Origin of the sequence: Labilibaculum filiforme (assembly GCF_002843315.1) — a bacterium.
In the GTDB taxonomy this organism is placed as follows: domain Bacteria; phylum Bacteroidota; class Bacteroidia; order Bacteroidales; family Marinifilaceae; genus Labilibaculum; species Labilibaculum filiforme.
On the sequence record NZ_MVDD01000001.1, the window covers coordinates 58,791 to 78,868 of the forward strand.

At 34.0% G+C, this 20,078-nt stretch carries 17 protein-coding genes; 13 read left to right on the forward strand and 4 right to left on the reverse strand.

Annotation, left to right across the window (positions count from 1 at the left end):
• Positions 1–8: 8 nt before the first annotated feature.
• The 5 genes from BZG02_RS00255 to BZG02_RS00275 all read left to right on the forward strand — a co-directional run bounded on the left by BZG02_RS00255 (position 9) and on the right by BZG02_RS00275 (position 4,206).
• Positions 9–1,604 carry a response regulator gene (locus BZG02_RS00255; RefSeq protein ID WP_101259407.1) on the forward strand — a complete coding sequence of 532 codons (1,596 nt, stop codon included), beginning with the start codon at positions 9–11 and terminating at the stop codon, positions 1,602–1,604.
• Positions 1,605–1,613: 9 nt separating this feature from the next.
• A complete protein-coding gene (locus BZG02_RS00260; RefSeq protein ID WP_101259408.1) occupies positions 1,614–2,462 on the forward strand; it encodes a CheR family methyltransferase in 849 nt (282 codons plus the stop codon).
• Complete coding sequence (locus tag BZG02_RS00265) at positions 2,455–3,021, forward strand: chemotaxis protein CheB (protein ID WP_101259409.1); 567 nt, start codon at positions 2,455–2,457, stop codon at positions 3,019–3,021. Before BZG02_RS00260 ends, BZG02_RS00265 begins: the two co-directional genes overlap by 8 nt.
• A gap of 124 nt (positions 3,022–3,145) precedes the next feature.
• Positions 3,146–3,688 (forward strand): class IV adenylate cyclase, encoded by a 543-nt coding sequence (locus BZG02_RS00270; RefSeq protein WP_101259410.1) that lies wholly within the window; start codon positions 3,146–3,148, stop codon positions 3,686–3,688.
• An 80-nt stretch (positions 3,689–3,768) separates the two neighbouring features.
• Positions 3,769–4,206: a hypothetical protein gene (locus BZG02_RS00275; RefSeq protein WP_101259411.1), complete on the forward strand. Its 438-nt coding sequence runs from the start codon at positions 3,769–3,771 to the stop codon at positions 4,204–4,206.
• A gap of 37 nt (positions 4,207–4,243) precedes the next feature.
• On the opposite strand, the gene tsaD is transcribed toward BZG02_RS00275, so the two are convergent.
• Positions 4,244–5,266, reverse strand: coding sequence for a tRNA (adenosine(37)-N6)-threonylcarbamoyltransferase complex transferase subunit TsaD (tsaD, locus tag BZG02_RS00280; protein WP_101259412.1), 1,023 nt, complete (start codon positions 5,264–5,266; stop codon positions 4,244–4,246).
• A gap of 191 nt (positions 5,267–5,457) precedes the next feature.
• On the opposite strand from tsaD, the gene BZG02_RS00285 reads away from it, so the two are divergent.
• From BZG02_RS00285 to tolA, 5 genes are all read left to right on the forward strand, one after another.
• A complete protein-coding gene (locus tag BZG02_RS00285; protein ID WP_101259413.1) occupies positions 5,458–9,855 on the forward strand; it encodes a translocation/assembly module TamB domain-containing protein in 4,398 nt (1,465 codons plus the stop codon).
• Between the two features lie 162 nt (positions 9,856–10,017).
• Complete coding sequence (nhaD, locus tag BZG02_RS00290) at positions 10,018–11,403, forward strand: sodium:proton antiporter NhaD (RefSeq protein ID WP_101259414.1); 1,386 nt, start codon at positions 10,018–10,020, stop codon at positions 11,401–11,403.
• Positions 11,404–11,525: 122 nt separating this feature from the next.
• Positions 11,526–12,236 (forward strand): MotA/TolQ/ExbB proton channel family protein, encoded by a 711-nt coding sequence (locus BZG02_RS00295; protein WP_101259415.1) that lies wholly within the window; start codon positions 11,526–11,528, stop codon positions 12,234–12,236.
• Between the two features lie 7 nt (positions 12,237–12,243).
• Complete coding sequence (locus BZG02_RS00300) at positions 12,244–12,636, forward strand: ExbD/TolR family protein (RefSeq protein ID WP_101259416.1); 393 nt, start codon at positions 12,244–12,246, stop codon at positions 12,634–12,636.
• An 8-nt stretch (positions 12,637–12,644) separates the two neighbouring features.
• On the forward strand, positions 12,645–13,592 hold the full coding sequence (gene tolA, locus BZG02_RS00305; RefSeq protein WP_101259417.1) for a cell envelope integrity protein TolA: 948 nt from the start codon (positions 12,645–12,647) through the stop codon (positions 13,590–13,592).
• Between the two features lie 167 nt (positions 13,593–13,759).
• On the opposite strand, the gene BZG02_RS00310 is transcribed toward tolA, so the two are convergent.
• Complete coding sequence (locus BZG02_RS00310) at positions 13,760–14,530, reverse strand: sulfite exporter TauE/SafE family protein (RefSeq protein ID WP_101259418.1); 771 nt, start codon at positions 14,528–14,530, stop codon at positions 13,760–13,762.
• 203 nt (positions 14,531–14,733) lie between these two features.
• On the reverse strand, positions 14,734–16,014 hold the full coding sequence (glyA, locus tag BZG02_RS00315; protein WP_101259419.1) for a serine hydroxymethyltransferase: 1,281 nt from the start codon (positions 16,012–16,014) through the stop codon (positions 14,734–14,736).
• A gap of 435 nt (positions 16,015–16,449) precedes the next feature.
• On the opposite strand from glyA, the gene BZG02_RS00320 reads away from it, so the two are divergent.
• The 3 genes from BZG02_RS00320 to BZG02_RS00330 all read left to right on the forward strand — a co-directional run bounded on the left by BZG02_RS00320 (position 16,450) and on the right by BZG02_RS00330 (position 18,204).
• Positions 16,450–16,932, forward strand: a complete 483-nt coding sequence (locus tag BZG02_RS00320) for a hypothetical protein (RefSeq protein WP_101259420.1) — start codon at positions 16,450–16,452, stop codon at positions 16,930–16,932.
• 35 nt (positions 16,933–16,967) lie between these two features.
• Complete coding sequence (locus BZG02_RS00325; protein WP_101259421.1) at positions 16,968–17,471, forward strand: hypothetical protein; 504 nt, start codon at positions 16,968–16,970, stop codon at positions 17,469–17,471.
• Between the two features lie 142 nt (positions 17,472–17,613).
• A complete protein-coding gene (locus BZG02_RS00330; protein WP_101259422.1) occupies positions 17,614–18,204 on the forward strand; it encodes a hypothetical protein in 591 nt (196 codons plus the stop codon).
• Between the two features lie 28 nt (positions 18,205–18,232).
• Here BZG02_RS00330 and BZG02_RS00335 read toward each other — a convergent pair whose 3' ends face one another.
• Positions 18,233–20,008, reverse strand: a complete 1,776-nt coding sequence (locus BZG02_RS00335) for a chloride channel protein (RefSeq protein ID WP_101259423.1) — start codon at positions 20,006–20,008, stop codon at positions 18,233–18,235.
• Positions 20,009–20,078 lie beyond the last annotated feature (70 nt).

Sequence of the window (20,078 nt, forward strand, 5' to 3'; positions counted from 1 at the left end):
ACAATAAAATGAAAAAAAATAAAATATTAATCGTTGATGATAAAGAGGAGAATTTAATTAGTCTGGAAAGAATTCTTGGCGATTTTGATATTGAATTCGTTCGTGCTTTTTCTGGGGAAGATGCTCTTAAGCAAACTCTTAAAGATGAATTTGCCATGGCCATTTTAGACGTTCAAATGCCTAACATGGATGGTTATGAAACCTTAGAGTTAATGAGACAACGAAAAAAAACCAAATTTTTGCCGGTGATCTTTGTTTCGGCAATTCACCAAAGCGATTTACACATTATTAAAGGAATAGAAACCGGAGCAGTTGATTTTATCCCAAAACCAATTATTCCTGAAGTTTTGCAGGGAAAAGTAAGCGTTTTTTTAGATTTATATCGTCAACGTAAGGAATTGGATCTACTTTTGCTTTATTTAGAGAAAAAGAACGAGGAACTAATTATTCAAAAAAATAAAGCCGAGGAAGCAACCAGATCCAAATCGTTATTTCTAGCAAATATGTCGCACGAAATTCGTTCTCCGATGAATGGAATCTTAGGACTTTCAAAACTTCTACAACAATCGGAACTCGATTCGGAACAAAAAGACATGTTAGACGTAATAACACGATCAGGTGAAAATTTAATTCAAATTATTAACGATATTTTAGATTATTCGAAGATTGAAGCTGGACAAATTGAAATAGAAAATATTGATTTTGATATTAGAAAGCTAAGCGATACCATTTTTCAACTATTAAATTACAAAGCCAGTGAACGAGATATCGATTTTAAAATAGAAATTGACGAGTTAATTCCTAAACTAATCGTTGGTGACTCATTCCGATTGAATCAAATTCTTATGAATTTGACGAATAACGCACTTAAGTTTACTCAAAATGGTTCGGTAATTTTATCGATAAAATGCATTGAAAAAACCGACGACTGCGTGTCTCTATTCTTCTCCATTAAAGATACAGGCATAGGAATATCAAAAGAAGCACAAAAAAAACTATTCCGTGAGTTTACACAATCCGACAAATCAATTACCCGGGAATATGGAGGTACAGGATTAGGTCTTGCTATCTCAAAAAATCTCGCTCAATTGATGGGGGGAAAAATTATAGTGAAAAGCGATCTGGGAATTGGATCCGAATTTATGTTCGAATTAAGTTTTGGATACAAAGAAATACAAGAAATTATGACTGAGGATCAGAATATTATCCCTCCATCTAATTTGTCGATATTAGTTGCGGAGGATAATCCAATCAACCAAAAAGTAGTTACTCTCACCCTTCGAATGATGGGCTTATCGTGCGATATCGCTAAAAATGGTTTAGAAGCACTTGAAATGTATAAAAAAGATCGCTACCAAGTAATTCTAATGGACATGCAAATGCCTGTTCTCGATGGAATTAGTGCTACCAAAAAAATTAGGGCTTTTGAACAATCGGAAACAATTGTAGAGCCTGCTTACATTATTGCACTTACCGCTAATGTTTTTATCGAAGACAAACAAAGATGTATTGAAGCAGGCATGAATGATTTTATTAGTAAACCATTTAAAGAAGACGGACTCCGAAAAATATTGAATCAAGCATCAAAAAGCATTTCCCTTTAGCATATAAATATGGATCGAAAAAAACTTGAAATTCTTGAAAATATCGATATCGAAATTCCTTTATTTTTGGAGGCAATATTTCAAAAATATGGTTACGATTTCAGGAATTATTCCAATGCCCATATTAAAAGACGCTTAATGCACCGCATGACTCTTGGTAAGTTTGATTCTATTTCTCAAATGCAAGATAAAATTCTTCGCGATAAAACTTTTTTTATCAGTTTGCTTGAAGATCTATCCATAAATGTAACCGAAATGTTCCGCGATCCCGATTTTTATTCCTCTTTTCGCGAGCATGTTATCCCTAATTTAAAAACCTATCCATTTATTAAAATATGGCATGCCGGATGTGCTACTGGCGAAGAAGTGTACTCTCTAGCTATTCTTTTAAAAGAAGAGAATCTGCTTGAAAGATGTCAGATTTATGCAACCGATTTTAATCGGAAAGTATTAGAAATTGCTAAATTAGGAATCTATCCCACTCAAGATCTCGAAAAATATAATCGTAATTATATCGAATCAGGCGGTAAACAAAAACTTTCAGATTATTACACGCTTAATTATGGCTCTTTAAAATTAGATCAATCTTTATCTAAAAAAATAGTATTTGCCGATCACAATTTGGTAAGCGATAAAGTATTTGCCGAAGTCAATGTGATTTTGTGCCGGAATGTATTAATCTATTTTAATAAAGACTTACAAGACAAAGTGATCAACCTGTTTTATAGCAGTTTGTCATCAAGCGGATTTTTGTGTCTTGGCACTAAAGAGAGTCTTCGTTTCACCCAATTAGAAGGTAATTTTGTAGCTATCGATCCTCCTTTAAAAATTTATAAAAAGAAAATTAACAATGCTTAAAGCTGTAGTCATAGGTACTTCATACGGTGGCTTAGAGGCTTTACAAGCCATTATCCCCATGCTACCAAAAGATTTCTCTTTGGCGATTATTGTTGTACTGCACATTGGCGATAATAAAAATGGTTCTTTCCTTCAGTATTTAAGTAAAAACTGCCAGCTAATTTTAAAAGAAGCAGAAGAAAAAGAAGAAGTAAAAGCCGGAACTGTTTATTTTGCACCCCCCAACTATCATCTATTAATTGAAAATGATTCTAGCATCGCTCTATCAGCCGAACCTAAAGTTCATCATTCACGACCATCCATCGACGTTTTATTTGAGTCTGCAGCTTGGCACTACAAAAACCAATTAGTTGGTGTTTTATTAACCGGTTTAAATCAGGATGGTGCTCACGGTATCAAAGAAATCCAAAAATATGGTGGTATTACAATTGTTGAAAATCCAAAAACCGCTATTGCCAGCATTATGCCAGTAGCTGCGATTAAAATAATGAACCCAGACTACCTTCTAAATTTGAATCAAATTTCCGAAAAGCTAGTAGAGTTAAGTAAACTGCATTAAACTTTTTCTTAAAACTGCTGCTATCGCGATATTAGCAAAAACCTATACCGTACTGCTTGTTATAATAGGAGGATATAAATCGATATTTTTTTCCGACCTTTCCCCAATAATTAATTGGCAAAAAATGCAAACGAACATAGAACTAAAAGCATACTGTAAAAACAAGGATAAAATAAGAGAGATTCTCTTATCGATAGGTGCTATATACAAAAATATTGATTCGCAGACCGATACCTACTTTCACTCTAAATCGGGCATATTAAAGCTTAGAGAAGGAGCGAATGAAAATAAGTTAATCCACTACCTTCGGGAAGATAAAAAAGGCGCTAGCGAAAGTCAGGTTAATTACTATTCATCGGAGCCAAATTCGGGTTTAAAAGTAATTCTAGAAAAAACAGTAGGAACTAAATGCATTGTGAAAAAAACAAGAGAAATATACTCCATCGGCAATGTGAACTTTCATATTGACACCGTTAAATACTTGGGCGATTTTATTGAAATTGAAGCCGAAAATAAAAATGGCAGTATTTCAAAAGAAAAATTACAGGAACAATGCAACCTCTATATTAAAACATTAGAAATCAACGCAAAAGATTTAGTTTCAGAATCATACTCGGATATTCTACAACAAAATAATCTATTTAGTCAGATTTTAGTCGATGAATAAAATGCTACCAAAAGCTTAGTTTTTTTTATATATCAGCAAACAATTTAGTACCTTTAAAAGACAACTAAAGCCAGGTTTTGATGCTTCAATTTGAATTTGATATACGAGACCATAAAATTAACAACAATGAATCGAAAGGAATACAGCTTGCCTTAAGTATTTCTTTTATGATTTGTGCTACTTTATTTTTTATATTTATTAGTTACCTAAACTTCTTTCCTTTTAGCGAGTACATTTTACTTGTTTTAGTAATTACTTCCCTTTACTTTATAGGCTTACTATTGGGTTGCAAATTCCTTTATCCGAAAGAATATTTAACTATTAATGCCAGAAAATTGACCTACAAAACAGGTTGGAAAAATAAACAGCTTAAAGTTTACCTAAAGGATATTAAAGATTTCACAATTACCGATCAAGAATTAATTATTATTCTAAAAAGTAAAGAAAAAATACCAATCGATTTATGCTGTTTTAGCGATCAGGCAATTTCAATATTAAAAAGTTACTTGAATGTATAAAAAACGGAAGACTTAAAAGTTTTCCGTTTTTCTTATATTATTTAATGGTCATTCTTGCAAAAGGAGCCGCATCCTGAGCTATAAACTCACCTTTTAGATATTTAAAATATCCTGTAATCGCAATCATTGCGGCGTTATCGAGAGAATATCCTAATTGAGGAATAAATACTTTCCACTTTAATTTAAGCGCCGCATCTTTTAAAGCATTTTGCAAGCCCGAATTAGCCGATACTCCACCAGCAATAGCTACTTGCTTAATTCCCGTTTCCTTTGCCGCTTTTTTAAGTTTATTCATTAAAACTTCAACAATGGTGTATTGCAACGAAGCACACAAATCATTCCTATTTTCTTCGATAAAATTCGGATTTTCCTTAATTCTATCGCGAACAAAATATAAAAATGAGGTTTTAAGTCCACTAAAGCTATAATTCAATCCCTGAATTCTCGGGCGACTAAATTCAAAAGCAAGTGGATTCCCCAACTTTGCATTAGCATCGATTATTGGTCCCCCAGGATATGGCAAACCCATTACCTTGGCACATTTATCGAATGCCTCTCCGGCAGCATCATCAATAGTCTCCCCTATTACTTCCATCTCTAAATGATCCTTTACCACAATAATTTGAGAATTACCGCCAGACACTAGTAATGCTAAAAAAGGAAAACCAGGATGTTCATATTTGTTTTTTAAATCGTCGATAAAATGCGCAAGAATATGAGCCTGTAGATGATTCACCTCGATTAACGGAATATTTTTAGAAAGAGCAAAACCTTTAGCAAAAGAAGTTCCAACCATCAATGAACCAAGCAAACCCGGTCCTCTGGTAAACGCTACAGCGTCAATCTCGTCAGCAGTTACTCCCGCTTTTTGCATGGCTTGATGAACAACCGGAATTATATTCTGCTGATGTGCCCTGGAAGCTAGCTCCGGAACAACTCCGCCATAATCCATATGTACATTTTGGCTCGCTATGATATTCGAATAAATCACGCCATCCTTTAATATTGAAGCAGAAGTATCATCGCAAGACGACTCAATTCCTAATATTGTAATACTCATTAAATTTAATTTAAAACTGAATAAAAATGCCTTTGCACACTCAAAAGGTTAAAAAAATCAAAAATCTCAGGAAACACTATATTGAGATGTAAAAATCTTCTTCTTTTTAGCTAATTTTGTGCAACTCATATAAAAGCAAAATTATCAAAAAATTTCTCAAAATATCAATTTGGACACTTACGGTTATCATTATGATACCTATATTGACGTATTTGATATTTTTAAATAGTAGAGTACAAACTTATGTGAGTCAAAAAATTGCCAACTATATTACCGAGCAAACAAATACTCCTGTTCGAATTGAAGGAGTAAATATATCTCCTTTCAAAAGTATCATACTAAAAGGTCTTTACATTGAAGATTATCAACAGGACACCTTAGTTTACGTTGGAAATTTAACTGCCAAAATAGATTCTTTCAATATCCGAAAGCAAAAGATTTTTATTAACAAACTCACCTTAGACCGAGCTTATGTAAATCTTCACGAAGATGAAAATAGATTGTTTAACTATGATGTATTTCTTGACTCGCTATCGAACGGTAAAAAAGGAAATGAAAGTGATACCATCCAAAAATCCTGGACTATAACAGTTGCTAACATTGATCTTATTAATTCTCAATTTGGATACCACACCTCTTATGCCGTTCCTCAAGATTTTGGAATGAATTACGATGATATTTATGTTACAAAACTTAACCTTCAAGCTCGAAAAATTAAAATAATAGGGGATTCTGTAGATTTTCAACTTCAGCATTTAAGCTGTATTGAAAAATCGGGATTCGAATTAAAAGACTTTACTGCCAGAACGTGGATTACCAGTCATCAATGGGGACTAAAGGATGTAAATATTACCTCGCCAAATAGTAAACTACAAGCGGAGCATTTGTACTTTAACTACGAGCCCGGTGGAGAGAACTGGTCGCAGTTCACGAAAAAAATGAAGCTGGATTTTCAATTAACCTCCTCGCGGGTTAGTTTTTTAGATGTTGCCTATTTTAATGAATTACTCCTCGGGTTTAGAGAAACTGGATTCGTATCCGGACATATTTACGGCACTATTTATGATTTAAGAGGTCGTGACATAGATATTGTATACGGCGCAAACACAGCGCTTAAAGGAAAATTCTATATGAATGGTCTTCCCTACTTAAAAGATGCCTATTTAGAAGCCGATTTTGAGGAACTAACAACAACAATTTCTGATATTGAAAAGGTTTATATCCCTGGTTACGACAAAGAACACTTTAATTTGCCCGATTACTTCGACAATTTAGGATTGATTCATTACAATGGTCAGTTTAATGGATTTTTAAATGATTTCGTTTTTTATGGCGATTTTGAAACCGATTTGGGAAAAATAGAAACAGATATCTTATTTAAACCAAACCCTGACAGTAGTAAATTAAATTTTAAAGGAGATTTAAAAGCATCTAACTTTTATTTGGGAGGCTTAATTGAACAGGAAAAAGTAGGGAATGTATCTTTAAACGTTTCGGTGAAAGGATTTACCGAAACAACTACCACCCAAGGGGTAATGAAAGGAAATATTAGTAAAGTAGACTTCTATGACTACGAATACAAAAACCTTTCCTTAGATGGTCTTTTTGCCAATTCGCTGTTCGATGGACGCATCTCTATTGAGGATCCTAACATAGGATTTGATTTTAATGGAAACATTGACTTTTCTAAGGAAATTCCAATAATGAAATTTAGTTCTCATCTTCGGAATGCTAAATTATTTCCTTTGCATTTAAACACCAAAGATCCAAAATCGGAACTTAGTTTATCCATGGATGCAAACTTTGCAGGAAGTGGATTTGATAATGCCAATGGTAGTATTGAAATTACGAACACTGAATACAAAAACAGTTTGGGTGAATTTATTCTCAATAAATTTACAATTAACTCTTTTTCCTCTCCTGCTTTTAAGAAAATCACTTTAAATTCTGATATTTCGGATGCCAAGGTAGAAGGAAATTATGAAATTACTCAATTAATTTCATCGGTTACGAACTTGGCATATGTTTACTTCCCAGCCTATGCTCCGGGAAAGAAATTTGTAAATACCGACAGCACCAATAATTTCAAATTCAGGATAGATTTAAAAGAAACAGAACCAATTACAAAACTCCTTTATCCAGATATTAAATTAGCTCCAAACAGTAGTTTGCTTGGCAGTTTAAATGCAAAAGCACAAATAATTGAAATGCATTTTAACTCCCCGTTACTTAGTATTCAGGACAAATCTTTTGAAGAGCTAAAAATAGATCTTTCCACCGACAATAAGGAATTGGTGATTAAAGGACGCACCAATAAATTTAGCTTTTCAGATCAATTAAGATTATACAATTTATCGGAAAAAATTACAGCAAGTAATAATAAAGTTAATCTGGATTTGCTATGGAATAATTGGGATTCCATTACTTATAGCGGCTATGTAACTGCAAATGCTCGCGTACAAAAATCAAAAGAATCCAATCGGCCTTTTTGGAGTATTAATCTACTTCCTAGCAGTATAATAATGGCTGATAGTGTTTGGTCTATCCAAAAATCGAAGATGATAATTGATAGTACTAGTTTTTCCGTTGATAAATTTAGAATCAGCAGAGATAATCAATTCTTTGGTTTGGATGGAAAAATATCGGCCAACCCAAACGATAGTATCAACTTTGAGGTTCAGAATATAAGCTTAAAAAATTTAAATGATTTAACCCGAGAACAAAACATCGGAATTGATGGAACTGTGCGTGGCTACGTTCAAATTTCAGATTTTTATGGAGACAGGCGATCCAACTCTAATCTAATGCTCGAAAATTTAGTTCTTAACAGGGACACTTTAGGTAATTTTTATTTAATCAGCGATTGGGATAAAGTAGAAAAGAAACTTTCATTCTCTTCATTTACAGATTATAACAATCAGAAAGAGTTGGATTTACAAGGCCATTATTACCCTGGCTCAGATTCCTTAAGTATAGATATGACTATTAATAAAATGCGTTTAGATCTATTGAATCCTTACCTGCAAGAAAATATTTCAAACATAACAGGAAATGCATCTGGCCATGTACATATTGAAGGCAATACAAGCAAGCCAAAAACTTCGGGCTTTTTAAAGTTAGATGATGCAAGTTTTAAAATAAATGAATTACAAACCACATATACTTGCAACGACAGCATAAAAATAACCCCATCCGAATTACAGTTTAATGACTTTAAACTAGTAGATACCGATCAACATACAGCTACTATTTATGGGGTAATATCTCATGAGCAATACCACAACTTTAAATTAGATTTGTCTGTAAATGCCCGTTCGTTTAACATTTTAAACACAAAAATAACCGACAACGAACTATTCTACGGAGATGCATACGTAAGTGGAGTTACTACTTTATTTGGTCCTATATTCGACTTAGATATTGAGGTTAGAGCAAAAACCGAGAAGGATACAAAATTGTATGTACCTCTTAACAATAGTGGCGATATAGAGGAAAGTAACTTTATCACTTTCGTAAATTTAAATCGCCAGTCGGAAACCAAATTAGAAGATGAATACAAAATTGACTTAACGGGCATCCGTCTTAATTGCGATTTAGAAATTACGCCGCAAACCGAAATACAAATTATTTTCGATTCGAAAATTGGTGATGTACTAAAAGCCAAAGGAGGAGGAAACTTAAAACTAGAAACCGACACCAAAGGCGATTTTAAGATATTTGGAGATTATACCATTCAAACAGGAAGTTACTTATTCACACTTCAAAATGTAATTAATAAAAAGTTCGATCTGGCAAATGGCGGAAATATAAAATGGGATGGCGATCCGTATAACGCAACCATTAATATTAATGCAGTTTACAATGTAAAAACTACACTGTACGATCTATTGCTTAATACACCATACATCGATAACACAAAAAAAATTCCGGTGGAATGTAATATGAATTTAAGTCAGAATCTTGAGAATCCAATGATTCGTTTCGATATCAATTTCCCGACCTTAGATCAGCAAACACAAAGTATTTTAGACGGACTGTTCTCTACCGAAGATGAAATGAATAAGCAAATTTTATCGTTACTGGTATTAAATCGTTTTTATACTCCAGAGTACCTGCGATCTACCGATCCTGATTTTGAAAATAAAAACTCAAGTTATGCCGTTGGAATCACCACCAGCGAACTATTATCCAATCAACTATCGAACTGGCTTAGCCAAATAAGCAACGATTTTGATATTGGTGTTAGCTACCGACCTGGAGATAACTTAACCAATGATGAAATTGAATTAGCACTTTCTACTCAGGTTTTCAACGATAAACTAACTATTAATGGAAACATCGGAACTGGCGATAGTGAAACCAATAGTAGTGATATTGTTGGCGATGTTGACGTGAATTTAAAGTTGGATAAAAAAGGAAAATTACAACTAAAAGCATTTACACGTTCCAATGAATATTTGGTGTATGAAGAAACTAGAAATACTCAAGGAATTGGCATATTTTACAAAGAAGACTTCAACACATTCTCTGATTTATTTCGAAAGTACCTGAATTTTTTACGATCTAATAAAGACGAAAAAAAAGATTAGTTGTGAATTAAAAAAAGGATAAAAATTTCGATCTCAATGTTTTTCAACAGAACTTAAAAGAGATTTTTTTCTTTTATTGCTTCAAATAAAAAAACTGCAAATATTGTTATATTAGCATCTTATCTAACTCGAAAAAAATTCACTAAAAAATAATCTATTACTATGTTTACATTAATGGTTGTAGTTTTTGTTCTAGGATATGCAGCTATCGCACTAGAACATCCACTGAAAATTGACAAAGCAGCTACCGCTCTCCTAATCGGAGTAATTACTTGGGTTCTGTATGTATTTGGAGGAGTTGATATTCTTTCTTCAGGAGTCAGCAGAGCTTGGAACGAGTACATCGCAATTAATCCTGGTTCCGATTCTCATGAAGGAATGCTTGATTTCATCACCCACCATGAGGTTTTACATCACTTATCTGAAATTTCTACAATTCTGTTCTTTCTTTTAGGAGCAATGACAATTGTTGAAATTGTTGACCAACACCAAGGTTTTAAAATTATTACCGATAAAATTAAAACAACAAATAAGATAAAACTACTTTGGGTACTTAGTATTTTAACCTTTTTCATGTCTGCGGCATTAGATAACCTTACAACAACTATTGTAATTGTTGCTTTAATCCGTAAACTAATAGGTGACAAAAAAGACCGTTGGTTCTTTGCATCTATGGTAGTATTGGCAGCTAATGCCGGTGGAGCGTGGTCTCCTATTGGTGATGTAACCACTATTATGCTTTGGATTGGCGGTCAGGTTACCACCATGAAAATTATCACTGGAGTATTTTTACCTAGTTTATTTACAATGCTTGTTCCTCTAGCAATTGTTAGTACCTATATGAAAGGAAATGTTACCCGTCCTAAAACAAATAGTAACGATAAAGAATATACCACCCAAAAGGAAAGATTTACTATTCTTTGCCTAGGAGTTTCGGCTTTACTATTTGTTCCTGTATTTAAAACGGTTACTCACCTACCTCCTTACTTAGGAATGTTATTTGGCTTGGGAGTAATGTGGATTGTAACAGAAATTATGCACAAAAACAAAGAGAGCGAGTACAAAACCCGCTTAAATGTTACTGGTGTATTAAGAAAAGTAGACGTTCCAACTGTTTTATTTTTCTTAGGAATTTTAACTGCAGTATCTAGTTTACAATCTGCAGGACATTTAGATATTTTAGCACAATGGCTTAACGATAATGTTCACGATATTTATGTGATCAACCTTATTATTGGAGTTCTTTCTTCAGTAGTTGATAATGTACCTTTAGTTGCTGCCGCCATGGGAATGTATCCTATCGAAGCCGCAGGTGCTGTTGGTTACGCTTCCCATTTTGTACAGGATGGTTTATTCTGGGAGTTTTTAGCATATTGCGCTGGTACAGGTGGAAGTATTTTAATTATCGGATCTGCAGCTGGTGTTGCAGCAATGGGAATGGAAAAGATCGATTTCATTTGGTATTTCAAAAAGATTTCTCTTCTTGCCCTAACTGGATACCTTGCAGGAGCCGGAGTTTACTACCTTGAAGCAGTCTTATTTCATTAAAATCATAATTTCCCATTTTTTGTATGGGGATTCGAAAACATTAATATAATTTTAGCGAGATATAATATTCTGTATTGTATCTCGTTTTTTTATGTGTTAGATTTAACTTGAAAATAGTAAATATGAATTATCTTTTGATTTTAGCTGGAATTCAAACTGTGGCTCAAAATGAAGCCTTACTTGAAGAACAAGGAGCGGAAGCCACCGAAATTTCTCTTAATTTTATTGATCTAGCCTTTAAAGGAGGATGGATTATGGTTCCGATTATAGCACTTTCGGGCATTGCGATGTACATCTTCTTTGAAAGATTCTATGCCATACGAAAAGCTTCAATGGTCGATTCAAACTTTATGAATCGAATAAGAGATTATATCCATGAAGGAAAAATGGATTCGGCATTAGCCCTTTGTGAGTCGAATGATACTCCTGTTTCAAAAATGATTTCGAAAGGTGTGAAACGAATTGGACGACCTTTAAATGATGTAAACGCTGCCATTGAAAATATCGGTAATTTAGAAGTTTCTAAACTAGAAAAAAACCTCCCAACCCTTGCAACCGTAGCTGGAGCTGCACCAATGATTGGTTTCTTAGGAACGGTTATGGGAATGATTCAGGCTTTTTACGATATGTCGACTGCTGGAAACAACATTGATGTTTCTCTTCTATCACATGGTATTTATACAGCTATGGTAACAACCGTTGCTGGTCTTATTGTAGGTATAATCGCTTATTTTGCTTATAATATTTTGGTAGCAAAGGTTGAAAAAGTAGTTTTCACAATGGAAGCTACCACTACCGAATTTATGGATTTGTTGAACGAACCAATTAAGTAATTAGCTCATGGCATTAAAAACCCGAAATAAGGTAAATCCTAATTTTAGTATGTCATCGATGACAGATATTGTGTTTTTGTTACTTATATTTTTTATGGTAACATCAACTCTTATCGCACCTAATGCTCTAAAATTACTTTTACCACAAAGTAAAAATCAAACCGCTGCAAAACCGATAACTACAGTTTCTATCGATAAAGATTTTAATTTTTTTATTGAAACAACTCCAATTCCTTTTTCTCAACTTGAAAATCGTTTGCAAAAACAATTAGCAAGAGAAGAGGAACCAACTATCTCCTTGCACGTTGATAAATCTGTTCCTATGGAGCAAGTTGTTCGAGTAATGAATATTGCAAAAAACAACAAGTACAAGTTAATATTGGCAACAAGAGCTAAATAATATATTAGATGAGTAATTCAAAAGGTAAACAAATTGGATTTGTTGGGACAATAATTTTCCATATTGGATTACTTGCCTTACTATTTTATTTAGGCTTTTATACTCCACTTCCTCTTCCTGAGGAAGAAGGTATCCTGGTGAATTTTGGGAATACAGATCAAGGATTAGGGAAAGAAGATCCAGCACCTTCTCAATCTAGTCAGGCTGTTCCTGCAGTTTCGCAACCAGCTCCAAAACCCCAGGCTTCTCCAACAACACCGGATAAACCAGCAAGTTCAGTCAACGAAAAAATCCTAACTCAGAACAGTGAGGATGCTCCTTCGGTTCCTTCTTCCGAAGAAATTGCGAAGAAAAAAGCGGAAGTTGAAAAAAATAAGAAGATAAAAGCAGAACAGGACCGACTAAAGAAGATTGAAACTGAAAAAAAACGACTTGAAGAGATAAAAAAGCAACAGGAAGCAGAGGCTGAAAAGCAACGATTAGCTGAACTAGAAAGAAGAAGAAAAGAAGAAGCTGAACGTCAAGAAAAAATTGCCAATATTAACAATAAAGCAAAAAATGTTTTTGGTCAGGGAACTTCTTCTAATTCCTCACAAGGAACTACCTTTCCCTCGGGGAATCAGGGCGCTCCTAACGGATCTCCAGACTCAGACAATTATAATGGTTCCGGATTAGGAAATAAAGGCGTTTCGTACGATTTAAAAGGCAGAAACTCTTTATCGATACCAAAACCACAATACAACCTGCAAGAAAGCGGTAAAGTTGTTGTTGAAATCACGGTTGACAAGAATGGTAAAGTGGTTAATGCCAGACCTGGAATGCCTGGTTCTACCACTAGTAACTCCACCCTATTCGAAGCTGCCAGAAAGGCCGCAATGAAAGCGGTTTTTAATGCGGACCCAAAAGCTTCAGCTTTTCAAAAAGGTACCATCACCTATCATTTTCAGTTAGATTGATTTTATACCTTAAATGAACTACTATAATCATGGAGAGAATGTTTAATGATTCTCTCTCAAAGTTTAAGTTTACGTACTTTAAAGCCTTAAAAATTACATTTGCTCTTTAAAATGTACATGTACTTAATAAAATAGCTACAGTAGTTTCATTTTTCCTCGATATCCATCTACAATAAACCAAGCATTTCATAAACCCCAAGAAACTTAAGCGAGGCGAAAATAATTACTGCCAAAAGAATATATCGTACAAATTTAGCACCTAAACTTACCGCAAAATTAGCAGCAATATAAGCTCCAATCATATTTCCAATAGCAAGAATAAACCCAATCTGGTAGTTAATTTGATCATTTAGAATAAATATGCCAATCGCAAATACAGTATAAAGAAGAATAATAAACGCTTTAATTGCATTTGCCTTTACCAAATCGAAACCGGCTCCAAGTACTAAACCTGATAAGAGAAAGAAACCAACTCCTGCTTGTATAAAACCACCGTACAAACCAATAAAAAAGAAAATTATAACTTGTACGATACTTGGTTTCGATCGAATAAGTCCCGCTTGTCCTTTCACCCAAGCATCGGGCTTGTAAAGCACAATAAAAAATAGGAATATCAGTAAACCTCCTATGGTTTTCTCCATCATATCCTCATTTATTTGAACGGCCAAACCAGCTCCAATTACCGATCCAACAATGGCAGGAATTGCAAGCCATATACCTTCTTTAAAAGAGAATACCTTTTGTTTTTTAAAACTACTTACACCAACTATATTTTGTAAAAGTATTGCAATTCGATTGGTCCCATTAGCAACATTTGCAGGAAGTCCCATAAACATCAACATCGCCAAGCTAATTATTGATCCACTACCTGCAAGTGTATTTAGAAATCCTGCAAAAACTCCAACTAATACCACCAAAACGTAATAATACCATTCCATAATTTTATTTTTTTTAGATGCTCAAACTATGGATAAAAACTGAGAGTATATATGTTTAAAAACAAAACATGCAGTAAAATAATATGCTAACAGTATGTTGTAGAGGCATTAAAATCTCATCTTAATAGAGATACACTTTCTATCAAAAAAAAGAGGAGAACTAAATCCCCTCTTTTCAACGTATATTTTTATATGATATTAGCTTAATATGCAAACATCGGACGCTCACACATCATTTCGTTTACACGTTCGCGAACCGAAGTAATTACCTCTTCGTTTTCGATATTACTAATTACTTCATCAATCATTTGAACAATAACTGACATATGCTCCTCCTTTAAACCTCTAGTGGTAATTGCTGGAGTTCCAACACGTAAACCAGATGTTGCAAATGGGGAACGAGTATCGAATGGTACCATATTTTTATTGATAGTAATATCAGCTCTCACTAATACATTCTCCACTTTTTTGCCAGAAATTTCAGGGTATTTTGAACGAAGATCAACCAACATAGAATGATTATCTGTTCCATCAGAAATAACTTTATATCCTAAACGAATAAACTCAGCAGCCATTACTTTTGCATTTTTCTGCATTTGAATAGCATACTCTTTATAAGAATCTGTTAAAGCTTCACCAAAAGCAACGGCCTTAGCAGCAATAATATGCTCCAAAGGTCCACCTTGTTGTCCTGGGAAAACTGCAAAGTTTAATACCTGTGACATCATTTTCACTTCTCCTTTTGGAGTTGTTTGTCCCCAAGGATTCTCAAAATCTTTACCCATCAAAATCAAACCTCCTCGTGGTCCACGAAGCGTTTTGTGAGTAGTTGTAGTTACAATATGACAGAAAGGAATCGGATTGCTTAATAATCCTTTGGCGATTAATCCTGCTGGGTGAGCAATATCAGCCATCAATAAACAGCCAACTTTATCAGCAATTTTACGCAAACGAGGAAAATCCCAATCGCGAGAATAAGCCGAAGCTCCTGCAACAATCATCTTAGGCTTGTGCTCCATTGCCAACTGCTCTAATTCATCGTAATCAACCGTTCCGGTTTCTTCTTTTACATGATAGGCAACAGGATTGTACAATGTTCCAGATAAATTTACTGGTGATCCGTGTGATAAGTGACCGCCGTGTGATAAATCTAATCCTAGAAATGTATCTCCTGGCTGTAAACAGGCATAAAATACAGCCGCATTTGCCTGTGCTCCAGAGTGTGGCTGCACATTAGCATATTCGGCACCAAATAATTCACATGCTCTGTCAATAGCCAATTGCTCGGTTTGATCAACAATCTGACATCCACCATAGTATCTCTTACCTGGATATCCTTCAGCATATTTGTTTGTTAGGCATGAGCCCATTGCGTCCATTACTTGCTGACTTACGAAGTTTTCAGAAGCAATTAATTCAATACCATTCTTTTGACGTAGGTATTCCTGATCAATTAGGTCGAAAATTTGAATATCTCTTTCCATTGTTGTTTGTCTTTTTCCGAATTTCTTCGAAATGAATTAATGATTTGTTAGTGTGTTAGAAGGAATGTAATTCCTTAACTATAAAGTTCTTATTCCCCCTTGAAAAGATGATGCACTGAAAAAAACTTTAAATTATAAATTCTTGAAAGTGCAGGTTCAAAATTAGACAAATCAGCATATTAAAAAAATTATTTCTTGCCTAATTCCTGCTTAAATGAATATTTATAAAGCATATAGAACCTAAAGCTCGCTAAACACTTATTTTCAGTTCTAATTCAACCAAGGCTACCGAATAAAAAAAACAGCTTGATTATCTAGTAAAAATCCCGACTTACCTCTCAATAAGCATATAAAATCTAATTTATAAGCATTCATTTCACAACGTAAAGCTTTTATTGTAAATTTAAAACTGTATTTAACCCAAAACAAACCATCATGGAAATAATAGATACAAACCCAAAGCAGCGCCCCGGATTACTAACTACCTTATCTATTCTTTCTTTTATTGGTAGTGGATTTGGAGTCCTCAACAATATTTTTGGCATGATTATGTCTCCGATTAAGAATTTTATTAATCCTGACCTCTTTGCAACAGCCCTTGATGGTATTCATGATGTGTATTTACGAAAATTTGTGGGAGAAGCCTTGGAAATGGGACAAAAAGCTATAGCCCATATCTTTGAAATTTCCCTCACTCAAATCCTATTGTATGTGGCAAGCTTAATAGGTGCCATTCTCATGTTTCAATTAAAAAAGACTGGTTTCTACATTTATACAATAGCGCAAATTCTACTTTTATTTGTAGCTCCTATCTTTATTGGCTTTAACCTTTTTGTGAATATGGCAATTTTATTTGGGAGTATATTTACCATCCTATTTATTGCCCTTTATGCCATTAACCTTAAGAATATGAATTAATTAATATTTTAAACCCTAAAAAAAACCAAACTATTATGGAAGAAAATGTAACAACTATTGAAGCCCCTAAAAAAAGACCAAGTTTCTTAACCGTTCTTTGTATTTTATCATTTATTGGTAGTGTATTTCTCCTAGGAGCGAGTATATACCAGTACTTTACATTTGAAAAAAGCTATCCGAAACAAATGGAGATGTTCACTACTCAGTTAGAAACTTTATCAGATGCAGGCATTGATTCTGGATTCACCTATAAAAGTCTTGAGAATGGAATTGTAACACTTGAAAAAACATCCCAAAATTTAGGCATGATAAGTGGAGTCAACATTTTGTTTGCAATACTAAGCTTAGCTGGTATTTTTCTTATATTCAAATTAAAAAAGAATGGTTTTTATCTGTACTCTGTGGCTAATCTTTTCTGGCTACTTGTTCCTTTAGTTCTTGTAGACTTTGAAGCCTCAATGATGAATGCATTAATTATGGGATTCTTTACAATATTGTTTATTATTATGTACGCAGTGAACCTAAAACATATGGAATAGTAAAAATTCAAGCTATTTTATACCGAAAGCCGTTCTACACTGAACGGCTTTTTTAATACTTTTTAAAATATTTTAACTCGGAATAAAATCTCCCTTTTTGTAAATTTGTAACAATGTTTAACTACATAAATCTGCTAAAAAAATGGGAACAAAATCTACATTCATTGTTTTGATCTTACTATTTTCCTTTACCGGATTTTCTCAAAACAAAATCAACAAAAACAAACCAAACGAAGACATTACGGTCAATAAAGAATTCGATAAAGACGGCAACTTAATTCGTTACGATTCTACCTATATTTATAGTTGGCATTCGGATAGCATTCATTCATTTACACCTGATTCGGCTTTTTATAATTTTTCGGATATTCATGAAATGAGAAAAAAAATGCAGGAACAAATGGAACATCTCTTTAGTCGAGATAGCTCTGAAAATAAACAGTTTCACCATCCATTTTTCTCTGATGATTTCTTTGGAAGGGATATTTTCGATTCCCAATTTTTCCAAAATAACTTTTTTTCGATGGATTCGCTGCACCATGACATGCTTACTGAAATACAAAAAATGATAGAAGAGCACAACAGTTTCTCCAAAAGAAATGATCTGCTAAAACCTAGAAATTTAGATTCTTTACACAATGATTTTATGGAAAAACAGAGGCGATTTTTCCAACAAAAAGATTCCATCTATCAGGAGAAAGAAAACGAAAATAGTAAATCTATCGAATTGTAATGCAATAGGTTATTTTGCAGGAAAAATGTTAGTCGGCTGTAATATTTACCAGGTGCTGACGGTATGCAGAAAATAACTTCGATTTCGAAACAAAACCAAGGTATTTACCATTATCCAAAACCGGTAAATTCCAAGCTCCTGTTTCTTTAAATTTGTCTAATACTTTTTCCATCGAATCGGATACCAAAATTGATGCTGGTGGCATATTCATTAAACTACTAATTGGAGTGGAATACAATTCATCGTTGAACATGATATCCCGAACCTCATCGAGCAATATTATTCCTATTAAATACCCTTCTTCGGTTAGTACAGGGAATATATTTCGTTTCGATTTGGATATCACTTTTACTAAATCACCTAAATTTCCATCTTCCGAAACGCTTATTAAATCTGTTTCTATCACTTTAGAAAGCTGCATGAAACGTAAAACAGCTAGATCCTTATTGTGGGTAATAAGCTCTCCCCTTTTAGCTAATTGAGCCGTAACAATAGATTCCTTTTGCAAACTTTTTACAGTGATAAAGGAAATCGTGGTCGACAGCATCAGTGGAACAATTAATTCGTATCCACTTGTAATTTCTGCGATCAAAAATATGCCGGTTAAAGGGGCATGCAAAACACCACCAAGAACGCTAGCCATGCCTACTAAGGTGAAATTACTTGCCGAAAGCGGTTCTCCCCACTCAAAATGATTGTAAATAAATACAAACAGAAACCCGAGCATTGCTCCAGTAAACACCGAAGGAGCAAAAATACCGCCTATTCCACCTGCACCTATAGTAATGGAGGTTGCAATCACCTTAAAAAAAACCAAAGTCCCAATAAAAATCACAACCATATACCATACTTGAGTATAATCTTCGAATAAGCTAGAGCGAAAAACCTCCGATAAATCTCCACCTATCAATGCTTTTACCGTATTATAACCTTCCCCATATAAAGCAGGAAAGTAAAATATCATTACCCCTAGTGTAATTCCCCCAATCAGCATTCTGTTTCGTAACAATTTAATTTGCTCAAATCGTTTTTCTATCCAAAGAAAAGTTTTCGTGAAATAAACCGATACAAGTCCCGATAGAATACCCAGTAAAATAAAAAATGGAATATCCCGAATAGCAAACGGATGCGTAATAGCAAACTCAATCAATATCTCTTCATCTAAAAAAAGTTTGGTGGTAATTGCACCGCTAACCGAGGCCATTAATAAAGGAATTAAGGAAAATCGAGACATATCGATTAATAACACCTCCAAAGCAAATACAATAGCCGCAATGGGCGTATTAAAAATAGCCGCAATAGCTCCAGAAGCACCACAGGCTAACATCAATGTAATTTCTTTGTAATTCAGGTGAAAGTTACGTCCCATATTGGATCCAATAGCTGCTCCCGATGAAATAATAGGAGACTCAAGACCAATACTACCACCAAAGCCTGCGGTTATTATTGCCCCAATTATCGAAGAATAAGTTTTATGTAATTTTACAATACTATTTTTTTTTGATATTGCATGCAACAAAGAGGTAAGGTTGTGCTTTGCCAGATCGCGAATAATATATTTTCGGAATACCAAAGTGAGCCCAACTCCAATCATAGGATACAGAAAAAATAGATAATTCTGATAACTCCAATTAATTCCTTCCAATAAAAACTCACGCCCGCGATAGACTGCTGTTTTTAGCACAAGCGCAGTCATTCCCGAAGCGATACCAATAAATACGCTCAGAATTAAAATAAAACTTTGGTTGTTGATATAACGAAGTCTCCAAATTAGAAATCGACGCCATTGTGTATTCCCGATCATGAAATTTAATTGGCTGAAGTTCTAATTTAATAAATCAAATTCTAATTTCAACACTTTAAAAAAAAGAAAA